General features: G+C 68.1%; 14 protein-coding genes. 2 read left to right on the top strand and 12 right to left on the bottom strand.

Going from position 1 to position 16,202, the window contains the following annotated elements:
• Positions 1-3: 3 nt before the first annotated feature.
• From BEK98_RS26770 to BEK98_RS26735, 8 genes are all read right to left on the bottom strand, one after another.
• The gene (locus BEK98_RS26770) at positions 4-2,535 is read right to left on the bottom strand and encodes an MMPL family transporter (RefSeq protein WP_094219229.1); all 2,532 of its coding nucleotides are present in this window, start codon (positions 2,533-2,535) and stop codon (positions 4-6) included.
• 606 nt (positions 2,536-3,141) lie between these two features.
• A complete protein-coding gene (locus BEK98_RS26765) occupies positions 3,142-3,834 on the bottom strand; it encodes an NAD(P)H-binding protein (RefSeq protein ID WP_094219228.1) in 693 nt (230 codons plus the stop codon).
• Between the two features lie 507 nt (positions 3,835-4,341).
• Positions 4,342-5,424 (bottom strand): NAD(P)-dependent alcohol dehydrogenase, encoded by a 1,083-nt coding sequence (locus tag BEK98_RS26760; RefSeq protein ID WP_094219227.1) that lies wholly within the window; start codon positions 5,422-5,424, stop codon positions 4,342-4,344.
• Positions 5,425-5,665: 241 nt separating this feature from the next.
• Positions 5,666-6,430: an SDR family NAD(P)-dependent oxidoreductase gene (locus BEK98_RS26755; protein ID WP_094219226.1), complete on the bottom strand. Its 765-nt coding sequence runs from the start codon at positions 6,428-6,430 to the stop codon at positions 5,666-5,668.
• A gap of 8 nt (positions 6,431-6,438) precedes the next feature.
• The gene (locus BEK98_RS26750) at positions 6,439-7,029 is read right to left on the bottom strand and encodes a class I SAM-dependent methyltransferase (protein ID WP_208643237.1); all 591 of its coding nucleotides are present in this window, start codon (positions 7,027-7,029) and stop codon (positions 6,439-6,441) included.
• A gap of 383 nt (positions 7,030-7,412) precedes the next feature.
• Positions 7,413-8,549, bottom strand: a complete 1,137-nt coding sequence (locus BEK98_RS26745) for a serine hydrolase domain-containing protein (protein ID WP_094219225.1) — start codon at positions 8,547-8,549, stop codon at positions 7,413-7,415.
• A gap of 104 nt (positions 8,550-8,653) precedes the next feature.
• Positions 8,654-9,586 (bottom strand): SDR family NAD(P)-dependent oxidoreductase, encoded by a 933-nt coding sequence (locus BEK98_RS26740; RefSeq protein ID WP_094219224.1) that lies wholly within the window; start codon positions 9,584-9,586, stop codon positions 8,654-8,656.
• An 83-nt stretch (positions 9,587-9,669) separates the two neighbouring features.
• Complete coding sequence (locus BEK98_RS26735) at positions 9,670-10,581, bottom strand: SDR family oxidoreductase (protein ID WP_094219223.1); 912 nt, start codon at positions 10,579-10,581, stop codon at positions 9,670-9,672.
• A 121-nt stretch (positions 10,582-10,702) separates the two neighbouring features.
• On the opposite strand from BEK98_RS26735, the gene BEK98_RS26730 reads away from it, so the two are divergent.
• Complete coding sequence (locus tag BEK98_RS26730; RefSeq protein WP_094219222.1) at positions 10,703-11,425, top strand: TetR/AcrR family transcriptional regulator; 723 nt, start codon at positions 10,703-10,705, stop codon at positions 11,423-11,425.
• A 236-nt stretch (positions 11,426-11,661) separates the two neighbouring features.
• On the opposite strand, the gene BEK98_RS26725 is transcribed toward BEK98_RS26730, so the two are convergent.
• Positions 11,662-12,015, bottom strand: coding sequence for a hypothetical protein (locus tag BEK98_RS26725; RefSeq protein ID WP_244201996.1), 354 nt, complete (start codon positions 12,013-12,015; stop codon positions 11,662-11,664).
• Positions 12,016-12,715: 700 nt separating this feature from the next.
• On the opposite strand from BEK98_RS26725, the gene BEK98_RS51325 reads away from it, so the two are divergent.
• Positions 12,716-13,153 carry a helix-turn-helix domain-containing protein gene (locus BEK98_RS51325; RefSeq protein ID WP_107428295.1) on the top strand — a complete coding sequence of 146 codons (438 nt, stop codon included), beginning with the start codon at positions 12,716-12,718 and terminating at the stop codon, positions 13,151-13,153.
• Here BEK98_RS51325 and BEK98_RS26720 read toward each other — a convergent pair.
• The 3 genes from BEK98_RS26720 to BEK98_RS26710 form a co-directional block, all read right to left on the bottom strand.
• Complete coding sequence (locus BEK98_RS26720) at positions 13,050-13,415, bottom strand: hotdog domain-containing protein (protein WP_094219221.1); 366 nt, start codon at positions 13,413-13,415, stop codon at positions 13,050-13,052. The two genes, BEK98_RS51325 and BEK98_RS26720, sit on opposite strands and share 104 nt — an antisense overlap.
• Positions 13,412-15,073, bottom strand: a complete 1,662-nt coding sequence (locus BEK98_RS26715; protein ID WP_094219220.1) for a flavin-containing monooxygenase — start codon at positions 15,071-15,073, stop codon at positions 13,412-13,414. Before BEK98_RS26715 ends, BEK98_RS26720 begins: the two co-directional genes overlap by 4 nt.
• Before the next feature lie 117 nt (positions 15,074-15,190).
• Positions 15,191-16,177 (bottom strand): alpha/beta hydrolase, encoded by a 987-nt coding sequence (locus BEK98_RS26710; RefSeq protein WP_094219219.1) that lies wholly within the window; start codon positions 16,175-16,177, stop codon positions 15,191-15,193.
• Between the last annotated feature and the right edge of the window lie 25 nt (positions 16,178-16,202).

Raw genomic sequence — 16,202 nt, 5'->3', positions numbered from 1 at the left:
CGGTCAGGGCGTCCAGGAGGCGGCGCTCATCCGGATGGGGCGTGGACGATGGAGACGCGCCCTGCTCAAGCGGTGCCGGATGTTTGGGGGAGGGCGAGCTTGCTTGCCTTGGGGCTCCTTGCGACGCCCGGGTGCCTCCGTGCTGCTGGCCGGCTCGGGGCCCTGACCGGTTGTGTGCCGCTGCTTGATCGAGGACGGACGGACCCTGCCGTGGTGGTGCCGGGGAATCGGCGACGCGACAGGAGCCGTGCCGGCGACATGGGCACCGCTGGAAACGGGCGGGGAGCTGTGGCTGTCCGGGCTCGTGCGGATGCCCGTGCTCACGCCGGCGAGTACCGGTTCGGGCGCGTGGCTCGCCTGCTCGAGGGCCAGCGACTGGCGCAGCTTCTCGCCCTCGACGTCCACGTTCGGCATCACCCGGTCCAACCACTTCGGCAGGGCCCAGGCGCGTCGGCCGAGGAGGGTCATGACCGCGGGGATGATCGTCATACGGACGACGAAGGCGTCGAAGAGCACCGCGGAGGCGAGTCCGAGGCCGATGGACTTGATCAGCGCCGCGTCGTCGAGGAGGAAGCCGGAGAACACGGAGATCATGATGACCGCGGCCGCCGTGACCACCCGGGCGCTGTGCCGGAAGCCCTCCACGATGGCCTTCGTGGGCGACGCTCCATGGACGTACTCCTCACGCATGCGGGTGACGAGGAAGACCTCGTAGTCCATGGCGAGTCCGAAGACGACGCCGATCAGCAGGATGGGCAGCATGCTGACGATGGGGCCGGTCTGGTCGATCCCGAAGACGTCCTTCAGCCAGCCCCACTGGAACACGGCGACCAGCAGGCCGAGGGTGGCGACCACGCTGAGCAGGAAGCCGAGGGCGGCCTTGAGGGGGACCAGGATCGAGCGGAAGACCAGCAGGAGCAGGACCAGGGCCATGCCGACGACGATGGACAGGTAGGGGATGAGGGCCTGGGAGAGCTTGGCGGAGACGTCGATGTTCACGGCGGTGAAGCCGGTGACCATGAGTTCCGCGCCGGTGTCCTTGTGCAGAGTGGCGCTCTGGTCGCGGATGGTGCCGACCAGGTCCTTGGTGGCCTGGCTGCTGGGTGCGCTCTTGGGGATGGCGCCGATGAGGGCCACGTCGCCGGCCTTGTTGAAGGCGGCGTCGCTCATGCCGGCGACGTCGTCCAGCTTGCCCATCAGCGCGGCGGCTTCCTTCGCGGCGGCCTTGGGATCGTCGCTGCCACGGGCGTCGACGACCACGGTCAGGGGGCCGTTGAAGCCCGGCCCGAAGCCCTTGCTGAGGGTCTCGTAGGCGACGCGCTGGGTGCTGCCCGGAGGCTTCATGCTGTCGTCGGGCAGGGCCAGACGGAGAGAGGTTGCAGGCAGGGCCAGCAGGGCGAGACCGGTCACGGAGACCGCGAGCATCTTGAGGGGGTTGCGGGTGACGAAATTCGCCCAGCGCACGCCCATCGCCTCACGGCCGCCCTCGCCTCGCTCCAACGCCTTCATGCGGGGCGTCAGCAGCTTGTTCTTCATGATCCGCATTCCCGCGAAGCCCAGGACGGCGGGCAGCAGGGTCAGCGCGATGATCACGGCGACGGCGACGGCGAAGGCGGAGGCCAGGCCCATGGAGGTGAGGGAGTGGATGCCGATGACGCTCAGGCCGCTGAGCGCGACGATCACGGTCAGGCCGGCGAAGACCACCGCGGAGCCGGCGGTGCCCAGGGCCCGGCCCACGGCCTCCTCCGGTTCGTGTCCCTCGCGGATCTCGTTGCGGTAGCGGGAGACGATGAACAGCGCGTAGTCGATGGCCACGGCCAGGCCCAGCATCAGTGCCAGGGTGGAAGCCTGGGAGGCCAGGTCCCAGAACTGGGTCGCGATGGTGACCGAGAGGACGGCCACGCCGACACCGAGGACGGCGGTGAGCAGGGGCAGTCCGGCAGCTATCAGAGAACCGAAGGCGATGACGAGCACGACTGCGGCGACGGCGAGACCGAGAAGCTCGGCCAGCTTGCTGGAGGCCTTGTCCTCGACGGCGTTTCCGCCCAGGCTCACTGTCAGTCCGGCCTTCTCGCCCTGCGCGACTACCTCGGCCTGTACGTCGTGCGCGGCGGCGCTGACGTCAGCCTGGGCGACCTTGTAGGAGATCTGGGTGTAGACGATGGTGCCGGTCTTGCTGATCTGGCCGTCCGCGAAGGGGTCGGAGACGCTCGAAACCTGCGGCGACTTCTCCAGCTTGGCGATCAGCGACTGGATTTCGGACTTGTTCGCCGCGGACGTCAGCTTCTGCCCGATGGGAGCCTCGAACACGACCCGTGCGGTGGCGCCGTCCGCGGAGGCCTGCGGGAACTCCTTCTGCAGGAGATCGATCGCCTCCTGCGACTGGGTCCCGGGAAGGTTCAAGCCCTCCGACGTGGTGCCGGTGGAGTTCACGGCGCCGACGCCGACTGCCGCCAGCAGGACGATCCACAACATCAACACTAGGCGTCGTCGCCGGAACGCCAGCCGGCCGAGCCGATAGAGGAAGGTGGCCACGGATTACTCCCACCTGGAGAAGAGATCAAGGGATGCGTGGGCCTGTCTGACCCGTGATCTCAAGCTAGGAGCGGATTTCCTCGCCAACTGCCACCTACGGGTCGCAATTCGGCGAGGGGGACTAGAACCGTGGTACGAACGGGTCCTCCACCCCTGGACTCCCTACACCGGGAGTCTGGCCATGTGAACTGCGGCTCTATGGGCGGCAGGCGTCGGCGGGCGAAGGCACCTCGAGAATTGCTGTGCGTCGAGGGAATCCGAAGACGCTGGCTCGGCTTCTGTCTCCGCGCCCAGATCGCGACTCGGTGGGCCACGAACTAGTGGTGCTTCGTCAGGTCTATGCGTCTTCGCTGATCAAGAGCACGTTGGGGATGTGGACACGCATGAAGTGAACGGATTGCGGGCCGCGTTGGGGCTGTTCGTGGAGGATGTGTCGGCACCGGGCAACTGAGGTCCGTCCCGCGGCCGGGCCGATCCAGGTACGAGAAGATGATTCCGCCGGAGAGTAGTCCGGAGATCGCCCATTGGCTGAGGCATACGCCCTCGGCTGGATCGTTCATTACCGCCGGGTCCGGCCTGAGCACCCTGGCAGTGGCGGGGCAGCGCTCACCGGGCCCGGGGCTGCCGGGCCGCGGCGGCCGCGGCGACGATGTCGCGATTTTCCAGGACGTGACGGGGCCAGCCCCGGCGCGTGAGGTGCAGGGCGGCTTGTCCGATCTGCTCTGTGCTGGTCATGAACGCGGGTGCGAATGGCAGCCGGCGCAGTAGCGGGACGATCGGGGCAATGACGATGGAGGCCCACCGATACATCGGTGTCCTGGACCGTTTGCCGTGGGAGGACTGAACGACTCCTGGACGTAGTGCGTAACCGCCGGGGAAGGCTGCGATGACCATGTTCTCGGTACGTCCTTTGACGCGGGCCCAGCGACTGCGGCCCTGCTCGGTGCCGTCGGTGCCGCCGCCGGATACGTAGACGAATGTCATGGCCGGGTTGGCCGTGGCGAGGACGCGGACAGCGGCGACCGTGTAGTCGTAGGTGATGCGTTCGTAGTCCTGCGGGCTCATGCCGACGGCGGAAACTCCGAGGGCCCAGAAGCAGAGGTCGGCACCGGCCAGATCCTCACTGATCGCGGTGAAGTCGAGGAAGTCGCTGTGTACGACCTGGCGCAGCTTCGGGTGCGTCACACTCTGAGGGGACCGGCCGACAGTGACGACTTCGGTGACGTCGGCGGCGTGCAGGCTCTCCTGGATGACGCCGTCGCCGATGAGGCCGCTGCCTCCGAAGACCACTACCTTCACGTTGGTCGCTCCTTGCCTGTTGGTGCCGCCAGCCGGTGACTGACGGCCTGGCTGCATCGGGGTTCGGGATCCGGCGCAAGGCGCCGTCGGCACACCCCGGTGACGGTGCGCCGGTCGTCACGCGCCATGCAATGCCCTGAGCAGTCCATCTCGGCGATCTCATTCCCCGGTGTTCACCGTCGGGTGGTGTACCCGGCAGATGCGCCTCGGCGGGTTTTGCTCGGGTTCATTCCCCGCTGGGCCTGTGCCGGGACCTCGTTCAGGGGCCTGGTCCCGAGCGGTACATCTTCGGCGCGGGCGAGTAGGCCGGAGATGGTTACCTCTATCGACTTGCGTACCAGGTAGACGAAGTCCACCTGCAGGGCGGCCGCACGCAGTGAGGTGCTCTTGTACTCGATGTCGAAGGGGCTGCGGGGCGGGTTCCCGGTCGCAGGGTCGGAGGCTGTCCGGCCCTGCGATTGGGCCCCGGGGGTCGAAACCAGCGGCCGCACCTCTGAAAAACGGTGCTCAGTCGAGGTCAGAGAGATCCAGGACGAACCGGAAGCGGACATCGTTCGCTTCCAGCCGGTCCAGAGCGGTCTTCACCTGCGAAGACGGCACGACCTCGACGTCAGGCGAGATGCCGTGCTTGGCGGCGAAGGCCAGCATCTCGGCGGTAGCTGGAAGACCACCGGCAGCAGACGAGGACAGACTCTTGCGGCCGATCAGCAGCAGCAGGTTGTTGACCGGAGTGGTTGCCGCGAGACCGACGAGGCTGAGCTCGCCGTCCAGGTCGAGCATGAGGATCTCGGCGTCGAGGTTGTGGGGGAACGGGATCGTGTCGACGATGAGGTCGAAACGGTTGTTGTTCTCGGCGTTCTCCTTGCCGATGGACGCGAAATCCTTCGCCTCCAGCGGTGCTGCGCCCTCAGCGTCCTGCGATGCCGTGGTCAGGATGAAGTCCTTCGCGCCAAGAGCGAGCGCGGCCTGCTCCTTGTCAGCGGTGGTGCTGATGACCGTGACCTCGGCTCCGAGCGCGACAGCGAACTTGACCGCGAGGTGTCCGAGGCCGCCGAGGCCAGCGACTGCGACCCGGCTCCCGGGACCGACGTTCGCCTTACGCAGCGGGGCCCAGACCGTGATACCGGCGCACATCAGCGGAGCAGCACTCTCCGGGGCAAGGCCATGGGGCAGCGGGTGAGCGAACCGCGCATTGAGTACGTACTCGCGGCTGTACCCGCCCTGCATGACTGCACCGTCAACGCGGTCGAGGCCACCGTAGGTGGGGGTCCAGTTGTCGAGGCAGTAGATCTCCTCGCCCTTGAGACAGTTGCGGCACGCGCCGCACGAGTCGACGACCGTACCGATCGCCACTCGGTCCCCGACTGCGTGACGGGTCGCAGCGGGGCCGGCCTCGGTGACCGTACCGACGAACTCGTGCCCGGGCACGAGGCCCGGGATGGCCGGGATGGCGTGCAGGTCGGAGTGGCACACGCCGCAGTAGTCGATCTGGACGGCGATGTCGTCGTCACGGAGGTCGCGACGCTCCAGGGGCAGCAGTTCCAGGTCGGTGGTGCCTCGCGTGTTCGTCCATGCAGTGGTGCTGCGCATGGTTTGCTCCTCTTCTTTTGTGGGTGGGTGCCCGTGAGGGCCGCGAAGGGGGTGAGGGCGGGCGGTGCGGAACCACCCCCGGGCCAGGGGGTGCGTAACTCGCAGGCTCACACCGTGATGCTGTGGTCAATGGGTCCGGGCCCCGGGCGGTCAGATGCCGGCCCGGGAGTCCTGCGCCGACCAGGCGTTCGGCCTCGGCTCTCAGCCGGGCGGCGGCTTTCTCGTAGACCGCCTCAGCGGGTCAGGGGCGGATGAAGGCGCCTCCGTCGACGTCGAGGGAGGCGCCGGTGATGTACTTGCCGCCCTCGGTGGCGAGGTAGACGCACAGGCTGCCGACGTTGAGTTCGGCGTCCCCTATGCGTCCCAGCGCGATGCCCTTCATGATCTCGGCGATGACCTCGGGGTGAGCCTTCTCGTAGCGCTCGGACTCCGCGGAGGCGACGTAGGGGTTGATCACGTTGACGGTGATCTTGTCCCTGCCCCACTCCTTGGCCGCGATCCGCGACAGGCCCCGAATGGCTTCCTTGTTGGGGCCGTAGGCGGCGTGGCCGGGAACGGACTGCACGCCCGCGCCGGAGCCCATGTTGATGACGGTGCCCTCGGTGGTCTTCAGATGGGGGAGGGCGGCGGTCATGTACCGCCAGGTCGCGAAGAATCCGGAGTCGAACGTGGCCTGCATGTCGTCCCAGGTGGTGTCCTCGATCGTCTTGCCGGTGCGGAACTCCTGGGCGTTGTTGATCAGGATGTCCAACCGCCCGAACTGGCTGACGGTGTCCGCAACAACCTGCGCGGGCACGTCGTGGTCCTTGTTGTCGGCGACCAGGGTGAGGACTTGCGCGTCGGGCACGAGCTGCTCCAGCTCGGTCTTCGCCGCGTTAAGGGCGTCGGCGTTGCGGCCGGTCAGGACGACGGCGATGCCTTCCTTGATGTAGGCCTTGGCGATGCCGAGGCCGGTGCCCTTGCTGCCGCCGGTGATGATGGCGACCTTGCCGGTGAGAGTTGACATGGTGGTGTTTACCTTTCGGTGCCGGAGCGAAGTTCGGCAAGTGGGAGAGTGCCGGTCGAGCTGCCGCCCCGCCGGCGAGCCTCACGTGGGGGTTCGGCGCGGTTGCGGCCCGACGCGGGGTCTGCGGGCGTGGAGGACGAAGGCGGGGGCGCGTTACGCCAGATGGTCTGGCTGGGCACGACCTCCTCGAAGCGGTCGGTGAGCTGGTCGCGAAACCGTCGGGCGGGCGGCAGCGGCACCGCGTGCAGGTAGGTGAAGGCCGTGAAGGCACCTGATGGGCCCAGTACCGCGGCCGTCGCGTCCATGAGCCGGTCCTGGGTGTCGCTGGGGAACAGGGACCAGGGCAGGGCGCTGATCACGACGTCGGCGCGGTCGATGTCCCGTTCGGCCAGCAGTTGCCGCAGATCTGCGGCGTCGTGCTGGAGCACCTCGGCCGCGGGGTGGCGCCTGCTCAGGTGGTGGGCGAGTTGCGGGTCGATCTCGATGGCCAGGTGGCGGCCGCGGGCCGGCGAGTTGGCGCTGGATCTCCGCGGTGAACGGGCCGGTGCCGGCGCCGAGTTCGACCACGACGGGATCGCCGTGTTCGGGTATGGGGGCACACACCGCCTGGGCCAGGCGCCGAGAGCTGGGGGCGACGGCCTCCATGCGGGCCGGTGCGCGCAGCCACTGCCGCAGGAACAGGGCCCGGTCATTCGGCTCTTTCCGGGTCCTGTAGGAGCGGCTGTGCCGGTCCGGACAGGGTGCGGTGTTGGTGGTCATGTCTGGGTCCCTTGACGGAAGGTGCGGCGAGCAGGCAAGGGCAGAGGGGGGAACCGGGGAGGGGTGAGGCCCGGCCGCGGATCCTGCGACGGAGGGGTCCGGTCGCGGCCGGGCCTCACCGGCACCGGCGCCTGTCCCCACGGGCTGCTGGTGCGCACCGGGGTGTGCTCCGCTCAAGCACACTCCGGGTTCTTGGGGTGCGATGTCTGGGCGGCCGCCAGCCCTACAGCGCGTCGTACGCGGCGTTCAGGAACGCCGCGACCTGCTCGAATCCGGTCAGACCGCCGCCGCCCATCTTGTTCATCGTGTAGCTGAACGTGAGGCGCCGGTCGAGGTCCATAACGACGATGGAGCCGCCCCATCCGCCCCACCAGGCGACCTTCCCGGCTCGCAGGTAGGGCGCCATGTCCACGGGGGTGAGCCCGAAACCCATGCCCCATCGCATCGGGGCACCGTTGACCAGGTCGGGGCCGTCGGTTTGGACGTCGAAGATGCGCTCGATGGTCGCGTCGGAGAGCAGCCTGACGCCGCCTGCGGCGCCGCCGAGGGTGATCGCACGCATCAGGGTGACCAGGCCCCGTGCATTGGTGTGCCCGTTGCCGGCGCCGATCTCTGCGCGTCGCCACGCGGGGGTATTCGCCGCGAGCGCGTCGGGGGCGGGGCCGGTCATGGTCCGAAACGCTGGCGTGGTCGGGTCGAGGGTCGACATGTCGAACTCGACCGGCGGTGGCGGCACGAGGGGGGCGATTCTGTCCCAGTCCTGCTCTCGGGCGCCGATCTGGACGTCGGCGCCCAGGGGCGCGGCGAGTTCCTCGGTGACGAAGTCGGTGAGTGAACGGCCGTCGACGCGGCGGACCAGCTCACCGAGGAGGTGGCCCTGACTGAGTGCGTGGTAGCCGGCAGCGGTGCCCGGGGTCCACCAGGGCTGCTGCGCGGCGAGGCGAGCGGTGGAGGCCGGTAGGTCGTACAGGTCGGTGAGCTGTACGGGCTGCTCCCAGCCGGACACGCCGGAGGTGTGGCCCATCACATGCCGGACAAGGACCTCCTCCTTCCCGTTCGCGGCGAACTCGGGCCAGTAGGCCGCGACGGGCGCGTCCAGGTCGATCAGGCCGCGGTCGGCGAGCACCAGGATCGCCAGTGCCGTGACTGTCTTGGTGCTCGAGAAGACGTTGACGATCGTGTCGCGCGTCCACGGCGTGGTCCGCTCAGGATCGCGGTGACCTCCCCAGAGATCCACCACCAGCTCGCCGTCGATGTCGAGCGCGACGGAGGCACCGAGCTCGTCGGTTGCCAGCGCCTTTTCGAACTCGGAACGGACGGTGCCGAATGCAGTCGTCGCGGTTCCCTGTGCCGCTGTCATGGTTTCCTCCTCGTTGGTTGCCACCCCTGCGGGGTGATCGGCGTTCCGGGGTCGGCGTCGATGGGTACGAAATGCGGCCGCGCCCATCGGCGCCGGCGCGCCGATCACTTCTGGTTGAGCAGCTCCGTCGACAGCTCCCACAGGCGGGTGGCGGCCTCGGGGTCGGCGGCGTGCGGGGCGAGGCCACCGGGGTTGGTCACCGACTTCTCGATGACGTTGGAGTCGGCGAAGTAGCCCCCGGTGACCCCTTCAAGCAGCGGGGAGGCGGCGAGGAGGGTCTGGGTCGCGGCACCCTGCTCAACGGTCTTCCACGGGGTGTTGTCCACGATCTGCTGGAACTCGGGGGTGATCTCTACATGCCGCAGCAGGCCGGTGTCGTAGATCGCGCCGGGCTCGATCGCGTTGACGGTGATGTTGTCGCCGGCCCACCGCTTGGCGGCTTCGACGGCGAACAGGATGTTCGCGGTCTTGGACTGCCCGTAGGCCTGCCACGGGTCGTAGGGACGGCCCTGGTAGTGGATGTCGTCGAACACCACCCCGGACACCTGGTGGGTGCCGGAGCTGACGACGACGACACGGGCGCCGTGGGCGGCGGCGAGGGCGTTGTGCAGGCCGGTGGTCAGGGCGAAGTGGCCGAGATGATTGGTGGCGAAGTGCTGTTCGAAGCCTTCGGGAGTGCGCTTCAGCTCGGGCAGCGCCATGATTCCGGCGTTGTTGACCAGGATGTGCAGCGGGCCGTTCCAGGCGGCTGTGAACGCGTCGATGGAGTCGCGGTCGTCCAGGTCGAGGCGGGCGGCCTGCACGTTCGGGTTGCCGGTCTGGGCAGCGATGTCCTCGGCCACCTTGATGCCGGCCTCAAGGTTGCGCACCGCGAGGGTGACATCGGCGCCGATGGCGGCCAGGGCGCGCGCGGTTTCCGCGCCGAGCCCGGAGGAAGCGCCGGTGACAATGGCGCGCTTGCCGGTCAGGTCCACACCGGCGATCACGTCGGCGGTGGTGCTCTCGCTGGTGAAGGGGATGTTGAGCTGGTCGGTCATGGGGGTGTGTTGCCTTTCATGGGTGGCGTGCGCTCTGGGATCGCAGGGCGCACGGGGCGGCTTGACCGCGGGAGGGGGTGGTGTCAGAGCTGAGCCGGGGCAAAGACGCCGGTGAGGCGTTCGGACTCGGACCACAGGCGTGCGGCGACGTCCCGGTCCAGGCCCTTCTTGTTCGGGCGAGCCGGTCCGGGTGGGCCGACCAGGGACCAGCGGGGGCCGTAGTAACCCCCTTGTACGGCGTCCGGGCTGGTCGCCGCGTACACCATCGGTGCCGCGCCGGCTGCCGCGTCGTGCTGCGGGGTGATCTTCCAGGCGATCCGGAAGAAGAGGCTGGAGTCGCCGCCGAGGTTGGGGCCGGAGGCGGCGATGTTGGTGGCCGCGTTGCCGGGGTGGGCGCCGAGGGACAGCAGCGGCCAGCCGTTCTCGGTGGCGAGCTTGGCCAGGTGCTGGCTCAGCAGCAGATCGGCGAGCTTGGACTGGGCATAGGCGCCGGTCGGGTTGTAGCTGCGCTGCCACTGCAGGTCGTCGAAGTTGATGGTGCCCCGGGCGGCCATGCCGCTGGACATGGTGACCACCCGCGGCGCGGGTGCGGCCAGCAGCAGTGGCAGCAGGCGGGCGGTGAGGGCGAACGGGCCGAGGTAGTTGCTGCCCATCTGCAGCTCGAACCCGTCGACCGTCTCATGCCTGACCGGCGGGAACATCACGCCGGCGTTGTTCAGGAGAAGGTCCAGCGGGCGGCCGTCGGCGATCAGGCCGTCGGCGAACTCCTTGACCGAGGACTGGTCGGCCAGGTCAATGCGGCGGACCTGGATGTCAGCGCCCGGGTGGGCGGCGAGCATCTCCTCGCGCGCCTGCTCACCCTTCGACGGGGTGCGCACCGCGAGGATGACCGTCGCCCCGGCTCCGGCCAGGGCCTTGGCCGCCTCCTTGCCGGTGCCACTGTTCGCCCCGGTCACGACGGCCAGCTTTCCCCCCTGGTCAGGAACCTGGTACATGACGGCCTCCTTTTAAGTACTGCCGGTATCTTGTCTTGCAATCACCATAAAGTACCGGCGGTCACTTCGCAACGGACCGCCGGTCCGTAGGCAACGGACCGCCGGTTTGTAGGATGGGGACGTGGACTTCCAGCGCGCACGCAACGACGAACAGCGCAGCCAGCGGCGGCAGCACATCCTCAAGGTCACGGCCGAGATGCTGACCGAGATGCCGGTGGCGAAGCTGAGCTTGAACGAGCTCAGCCGACGTGTGGGCCTGGCCAAGGCGAACGTGCAGCGCTACTTCGAATCACGCGAGGCGATCTTGCTGCAGCTCCTGGACGCCGAGCTGAAGGAGTGGCTCGACGAACTGGAAGTGCAGCTCGAGCCCGTCGAGGGGACGGTGCGTGAGCGTGGCGACCGGCTGGCGAAGGTCCTGGCCGAGACTCTCGCCCAGCGCCCCGTGCTCTGCGACCTGATCAGCGCCCAGGCCGCGGTACTCGAGCGCAACGTGTCCCCCGAGGTCTCCCGCCGGCACAAGTACGCCACCTTGAGCACCTTCCAGTCCCTGGCGCAGCTGGCCCGCCGCTGCCTGCCCGAACTCGGCGCAGAGGACGCCCTGCGTCTGACGGGCTTCATCGCACTGGTGGCCACCGCGGCCTGGCCGTACATCGAGCCGTCACAAGCAGTCGTGGCGCAGTACCCCGATGACCCGGTCGTGACCGCCATGCACGTCGACTTCGCCGACGTGGTCCGCCAGTCGCTGGAGGTGAGCATCACCGGGCTGCTCACCCGGCACGAAGACGTGCCCCTGGGAATGGCGCCGCTCGCCGCAATGCCGGCGCACCGCACCCCTCACGAATAGGCGGCACGGCGGCACCTGCAATTGCCACCTGGGACGCACGTCGATCAGCCAGGTCCCCACCCTCGTGACGGCGAAGAAGTCCCGCGTGTCCTTGCGCCACTTCGCCGCCGTACGGAAGCGTCCGGCGCCACCTCGATGCCACTTGGTTGGCGTGGATCAACAAGCACCCCGACAACCCAGAAATGGCGGCGTCCTGAGGCGATGTCAAGCTCGTGGGGCGGGAAGCCAGCCGCGCATCACCAGTCGCCGGCCGCAGTCCTCATGGGCGTTGACATCCAGGCGGCGCGACGCAAGTAGACGCTGAGCGCACGGTCTGCATCGCGAAGTCTGTGAACGAGCGGGGCCATCAGCTCTCGCGCTTCGTAGGGATCCGCGGCTCGGAGCAACCGCGTCGCGATATGCAGAACCGCACCCGCGGCCAGGGAGTCGGTCGGCGGCGCGGTGTAGGGCTTGGAGGCCTTCCTCTTCCCTGCGGTGTTGAGCATGGGCTGGGCCTGCGCGGCGCGGGAAGCATGCTCGGTGTCGAGCGCGGCGGCCAGAAACGATGTACCTGCGTACGGGCGGGCTTCTGGCCAGGTCCGGAAGATCATGGCGACCACCGCGCACAGATCGGCGAAGTAGTGGGCAACGGGGACCGGCGTCCCCGCACTCGTCGTGCTCTCGGGACCTCCCGCGGCAAGCAAGCCCGCCGCGCGGTGGGCCCCACCGATTCGGTGAAGAAGCGGTCCGTTGGCCCGCCCGCGTCGACACTAACCCTTCATAAGCATGTCATTCTCTAGTTTCTCTTGATGCCTCTCTGACCATCCTCTACGTCCCATGCGAGCAGACAATGGAACTTGGCCTGTTCAGAGCGTTGCGTTGCTGAAAATGGGGGCTCGACCGCCGGACGGCCTCCGCACCCAGACCTGTTCAGCCACCGGGTCGTGGGGTGCTTCCGATAGTTGCGGCATGGACCAGGAGTTGGAGCGCGCCGCCCTCGTCGCAGCCGAGGGGGCTAGTTGGATTGGATGCCCAAGTGCGGCGGCACCCCTTGTGACCTGCGCTGTACCAAAGTGCCAACTATCTCTCTGATTCCGGGCCTCCGGTTGCTGAAGCTAGTTGGCATCAGCGCAGGTTGCGAACGTTGCCTAGTGTCAACTACCGATCCTGGTCACAGGCGTGTGACGAAGCTTTTTGGTTGGCACAAAAGCGGGATAGTCGGCACCCTGCGTCAGACCTGTCGTCCGACGGTCCGGCGGCAGCGAGCCGTCGCTCGCCTGGTGGCACTGTAGGTTGCCGCGCATACCGCGCATGACATCGAGCGAGGACGAGGACCGCCGCCGGGCGGAGAAGGCCCGGCAGGTCGGTCTGTTCCGCTATTCCCTGATCCAGGACCTGCTGGACAGCACCCTGACCACCCGCGAACGAGGCCGTCTGGCATGCGAGTTGGCAGCGAAGGAACACACGGATCCGTTCGGCCGGCAGGTGAAGGTGTCCTGGGGCACGATCGACCGGTGGACCCGCGCCTACCGCAGTCGCGGATTCGCCGCGCTGGTCCCCGAGCCGCGCAAGGCGGTCCCCAGGACACCGCCGGAAGTGCTGGAACTGGTACGCGCGCCAAGTGACGCTTGGCTGACTGTCGTCGCTACGCGTCGGCCGGCACGACACCTGTCCCTCGCGCCCGGGTGGCCACGATGGGTTCGGCCAGTACCTCGGCTCGGCCGGTCTCGTCCAAGGATCGGCAGATGATGCGCAGCTCGAAGTCGATGGTCCGGCTCCGGGTCCCCTTCGAAGCAAGGCGCGCTTCGACCTCGATGACGTCGCCGCCGCGGACCGAAGCGAGGAACTCGACCGAGGAGTACCCGGCAAACAGACTTTCGTGGCCGTCGACGGTGATCGCCAAGTGTGTTCCGGCATCACCGAACAACTTCAGGCTGAACGCACCGTCGACGAGGTTGCCGGCGTAGTGGGCGTCGGAGTAGGCGACGTACCGCTGGTGGACGACCTTCACGCGATCTCCTCATCGATGCGGCCGATCCCGGGGGCAACAGCCTGTCCGCCGATCCTGACGCCGGGGTAGTCGCGCTTGGCGATCTCGGCGCACATGCGGCGGTACTTGCCGACGCCGCCGACGTAGCCGAGGAAGGTGCTTGGCTTGCCGGTCACGTTGGAGCCGCGGTACCAGGAGTCGGTGGTCGCGTACAGCGTCTGGTTGACCGTGGCCTCGGTGATGCTCACCCAGTCGTCCTGTGCCTCGGTGGCGGGTTCTATGACATCGCAGCCTTCGGCCTTGGCATGGGTGATCAGATCGGTGATCCAGTCGACCGCCTGCTCGATCGTCACGACGACGTTGCTCGCGAGCGCGGGGCTCTGGGGGCCGCCGATCATGAAGAAGTTGGGGAATCCGGCGGTCATGATGCCCAGGTAGGTGCGCACGCCGTCGCTCCATGCATCCCGGAGCGTGCCCGCCTCCGGCGTCGTGACGTTGAGCGCGAACAGTGGTCCGGTGAAGGCGTCGAAACCGATCGCCAGTACCACGGCATCAACGTCGTAGGAGCCGCGCTCGGTGACGATGCTGTCGGAGGTCAGGGTCGCGATCGGCTCATCACGCAGTGAAACGAGCGAGACGTTCGGACGATTGAACGTCTCGTAGAAGTCGGTTCCGAAGCAGCTCCGCTTGGCACCCAGCGGGTGGAACCGGGGCTCGAGCAGGGACGCGGTCCGCGGATCACGGACGATCTGACGGATCTTCTGACGCGCGAACTCTGCCGCGGTCTCGTTGGCCTCCGGATTGGTGAGGAGGTCGGCGAACTCCGCGCCGACGCCGAGGAACCCGCTGCGCTCGTAGGCCCGCTCGTAGCGCTCCTGACGCTCCTCGTCGGAGACATCGAAGGCGCAGTCGGTCACGGGGCGGTCCGGGATTCCGCCGAGGGACTGGCGGCAAACCTCGCGGATGGCGGGGTAGTTGCTCTTGATCTCAGCGACTGTCTGTGCGGGCAGTCGAGCGTTGCGCGCGGGGAAGACGTAGTTGGGGGTCCGCTGGAATACGGTCAGGTGGTCGGCCACCTCGGCGATGAGCGGGATGCACTGCACGCCCGACGATCCCGTGCCTATGACGGCGACCCGCTTGCCGGCGAGGTCGTCGAGCGAAATCGTCCAGCGGCTCGTCGACACCGTCAACCCGGTGAAGTTCTCCAGGCCGGGCACGTCGAAGTCCTTCGGCGTCGACAGTCCGCCCGAGCCGGCCAGGAGGTAGCGACCACGGCGGGTGTCGCCGGAGTCGAGGGTCAGCTCCCAGAGGTGCTCGTCCGGAAGCCAGTTCGCCGCGATTACTTTGGTGTTGAACCGGAAGTGCCGACGAAGGTCGAAGCGGCCGGCGACGTGGTTGATATAGCTCAGAATCTCTGCCTGCGGAGCGAAGCGCTCGCTCCAGGTCCACTCCTGCTGGAGCTCCTCGCTGAACGAGTACGAGTAGTAGACGCTCTCGACGTCACATCGGGCGCCGGGATACGTGTTCCAGAACCAGGTGCCGCCGACGTCGGGGGCGGTCTCGTACCCAGCGAACGTCCAGCCCTGCGCGGCCGCCTTGTAGGCGGCGTACAAACCGGAGAACCCGGCGCCTACGCACAGAACGTCGACGATCGGGGCCGTGGAGGAGGTGTCAGTCATGGTCTCTGCCTTCTCGTCGTCCAGGGGCTGACGGACAGCACGGAGGTAGTCATTTGTCTAGGTCGAATGACTAAGAATGTAGCTACGGACGGTGACCTCGTCAATGCCCGGCGGCCGTCAAGAAGTCGATGCGGCGCGGGCGGCGGTGATGTCGCGCAGATGCCGGGCCACATCGTCAATCGCTGTGTCGGTCTTGGCGAAGACGCCGACCTCGGTGAAGAAGCCGTGGAACACGCCCGAGTGGCGAATGGCGGTAGTGGGTACGCCGTCGTGTCGCAGTCGTTCGGCGTACGCCTCGGCGTCGTCACGCAACGGGTCGACCTCGGCGGTGAGGACTAGGGTCGGCGGCAGCGCACGCAGAGACGCAGCCTTCATGGGGGCGGCGTACTGATCGACGCCGCCCTGGCGGCCGGGGCCGATGTACTGCTTCCAGAGCCAGCGGGCATCGGCTGTGGTCAGCAGGGGCGCGTCGGCGAACTGGGTCCAGGACGGCGTGGAGAACCGGTCGTCAACTGCCGGATAGACGAGGACCTGCGCCACGGGGAGCGGGTGTTCGCGGTCCCGGAGGTGGAGGCAGAGCGCAGCGGCGAGGTTGCCGCCTGCGGAGTCGCCACCGACGGCGATCATGTCCGGATCGATGCCCCAATCCAGGGCTGACTTGCGCAGCCAGGCCAGCGTGTCGAGCGAGTCCTCGAAGGCCGCCGGGTAGGGGTGCTCCGGGGCGAGCCGGTACTCCAGGGAGAGCACCGCCCACCCGGACCGAGCGGCGATGGCGCGGCACACCTCGTCCACTCCGTCGAGGGTTCCGAGCACGAATCCGCCGCCGTGCAGATACAGCAGCGCCGGCCGCGGGTCCTTGGCCGGCGAGCCGGTTGGGTGGTACAGGCGCGCGCGCAGTGGTCCGGAACGGGTCGGGACGGTCACCGCCTCGACCCGGTCGAGGGGCGTCAGCGGACGGTCGGACGGCGTGCTCGCGAGCAGCTCGCGCGCCGCCTGGGCTCCGAGCTCACGGACGGGTGTGGTCAGCGTCTCGGCGATCGCCTGGGCGACGAGCAGCGCGTCGGCGTCGAGGGGCTCCCAGCTCGGTGGGACTGGCTTGGTCATGCGCGGGGGCCTTTCCGGCGAGGTG

Source organism: Streptomyces diastatochromogenes (genome assembly GCF_002242805.1).
Classification (GTDB): domain Bacteria; phylum Actinomycetota; class Actinomycetes; order Streptomycetales; family Streptomycetaceae; genus Streptomyces; species Streptomyces diastatochromogenes.
Note: the sequence above shows the minus strand (reverse complement) of the source record. Positions and strands in the feature narration are given on the sequence as shown.

Excerpts from the sequence above, each read along its gene's own strand:
- BEK98_RS26760 (WP_094219227.1), bottom strand. The coding sequence starts at position 5,424 with ATGCGCAGCACCACTGCATGGACGAACACGCGAGGCACCACCGACCTG.
- BEK98_RS26755 (WP_094219226.1), bottom strand. The coding sequence starts at position 6,430 with ATGTCAACTCTCACCGGCAAGGTCGCCATCATCACCGGCGGCAGCAAG.
- BEK98_RS26745 (WP_094219225.1), bottom strand. The coding sequence starts at position 8,549 with ATGACAGCGGCACAGGGAACCGCGACGACTGCATTCGGCACCGTCCGT.
- BEK98_RS26740 (WP_094219224.1), bottom strand. The coding sequence starts at position 9,586 with ATGACCGACCAGCTCAACATCCCCTTCACCAGCGAGAGCACCACCGCC.
- BEK98_RS26735 (WP_094219223.1), bottom strand. The coding sequence starts at position 10,581 with ATGTACCAGGTTCCTGACCAGGGGGGAAAGCTGGCCGTCGTGACCGGG.
- BEK98_RS26725 (WP_244201996.1), bottom strand. The coding sequence starts at position 12,015 with ATGATCTTCCGGACCTGGCCAGAAGCCCGCCCGTACGCAGGTACATCG.
- BEK98_RS51325 (WP_107428295.1), top strand. The coding sequence starts at position 12,716 with ATGACATCGAGCGAGGACGAGGACCGCCGCCGGGCGGAGAAGGCCCGG.
- BEK98_RS26715 (WP_094219220.1), bottom strand. The coding sequence starts at position 15,073 with ATGACTGACACCTCCTCCACGGCCCCGATCGTCGACGTTCTGTGCGTA.
- BEK98_RS26710 (WP_094219219.1), bottom strand. The coding sequence starts at position 16,177 with ATGACCAAGCCAGTCCCACCGAGCTGGGAGCCCCTCGACGCCGACGCG.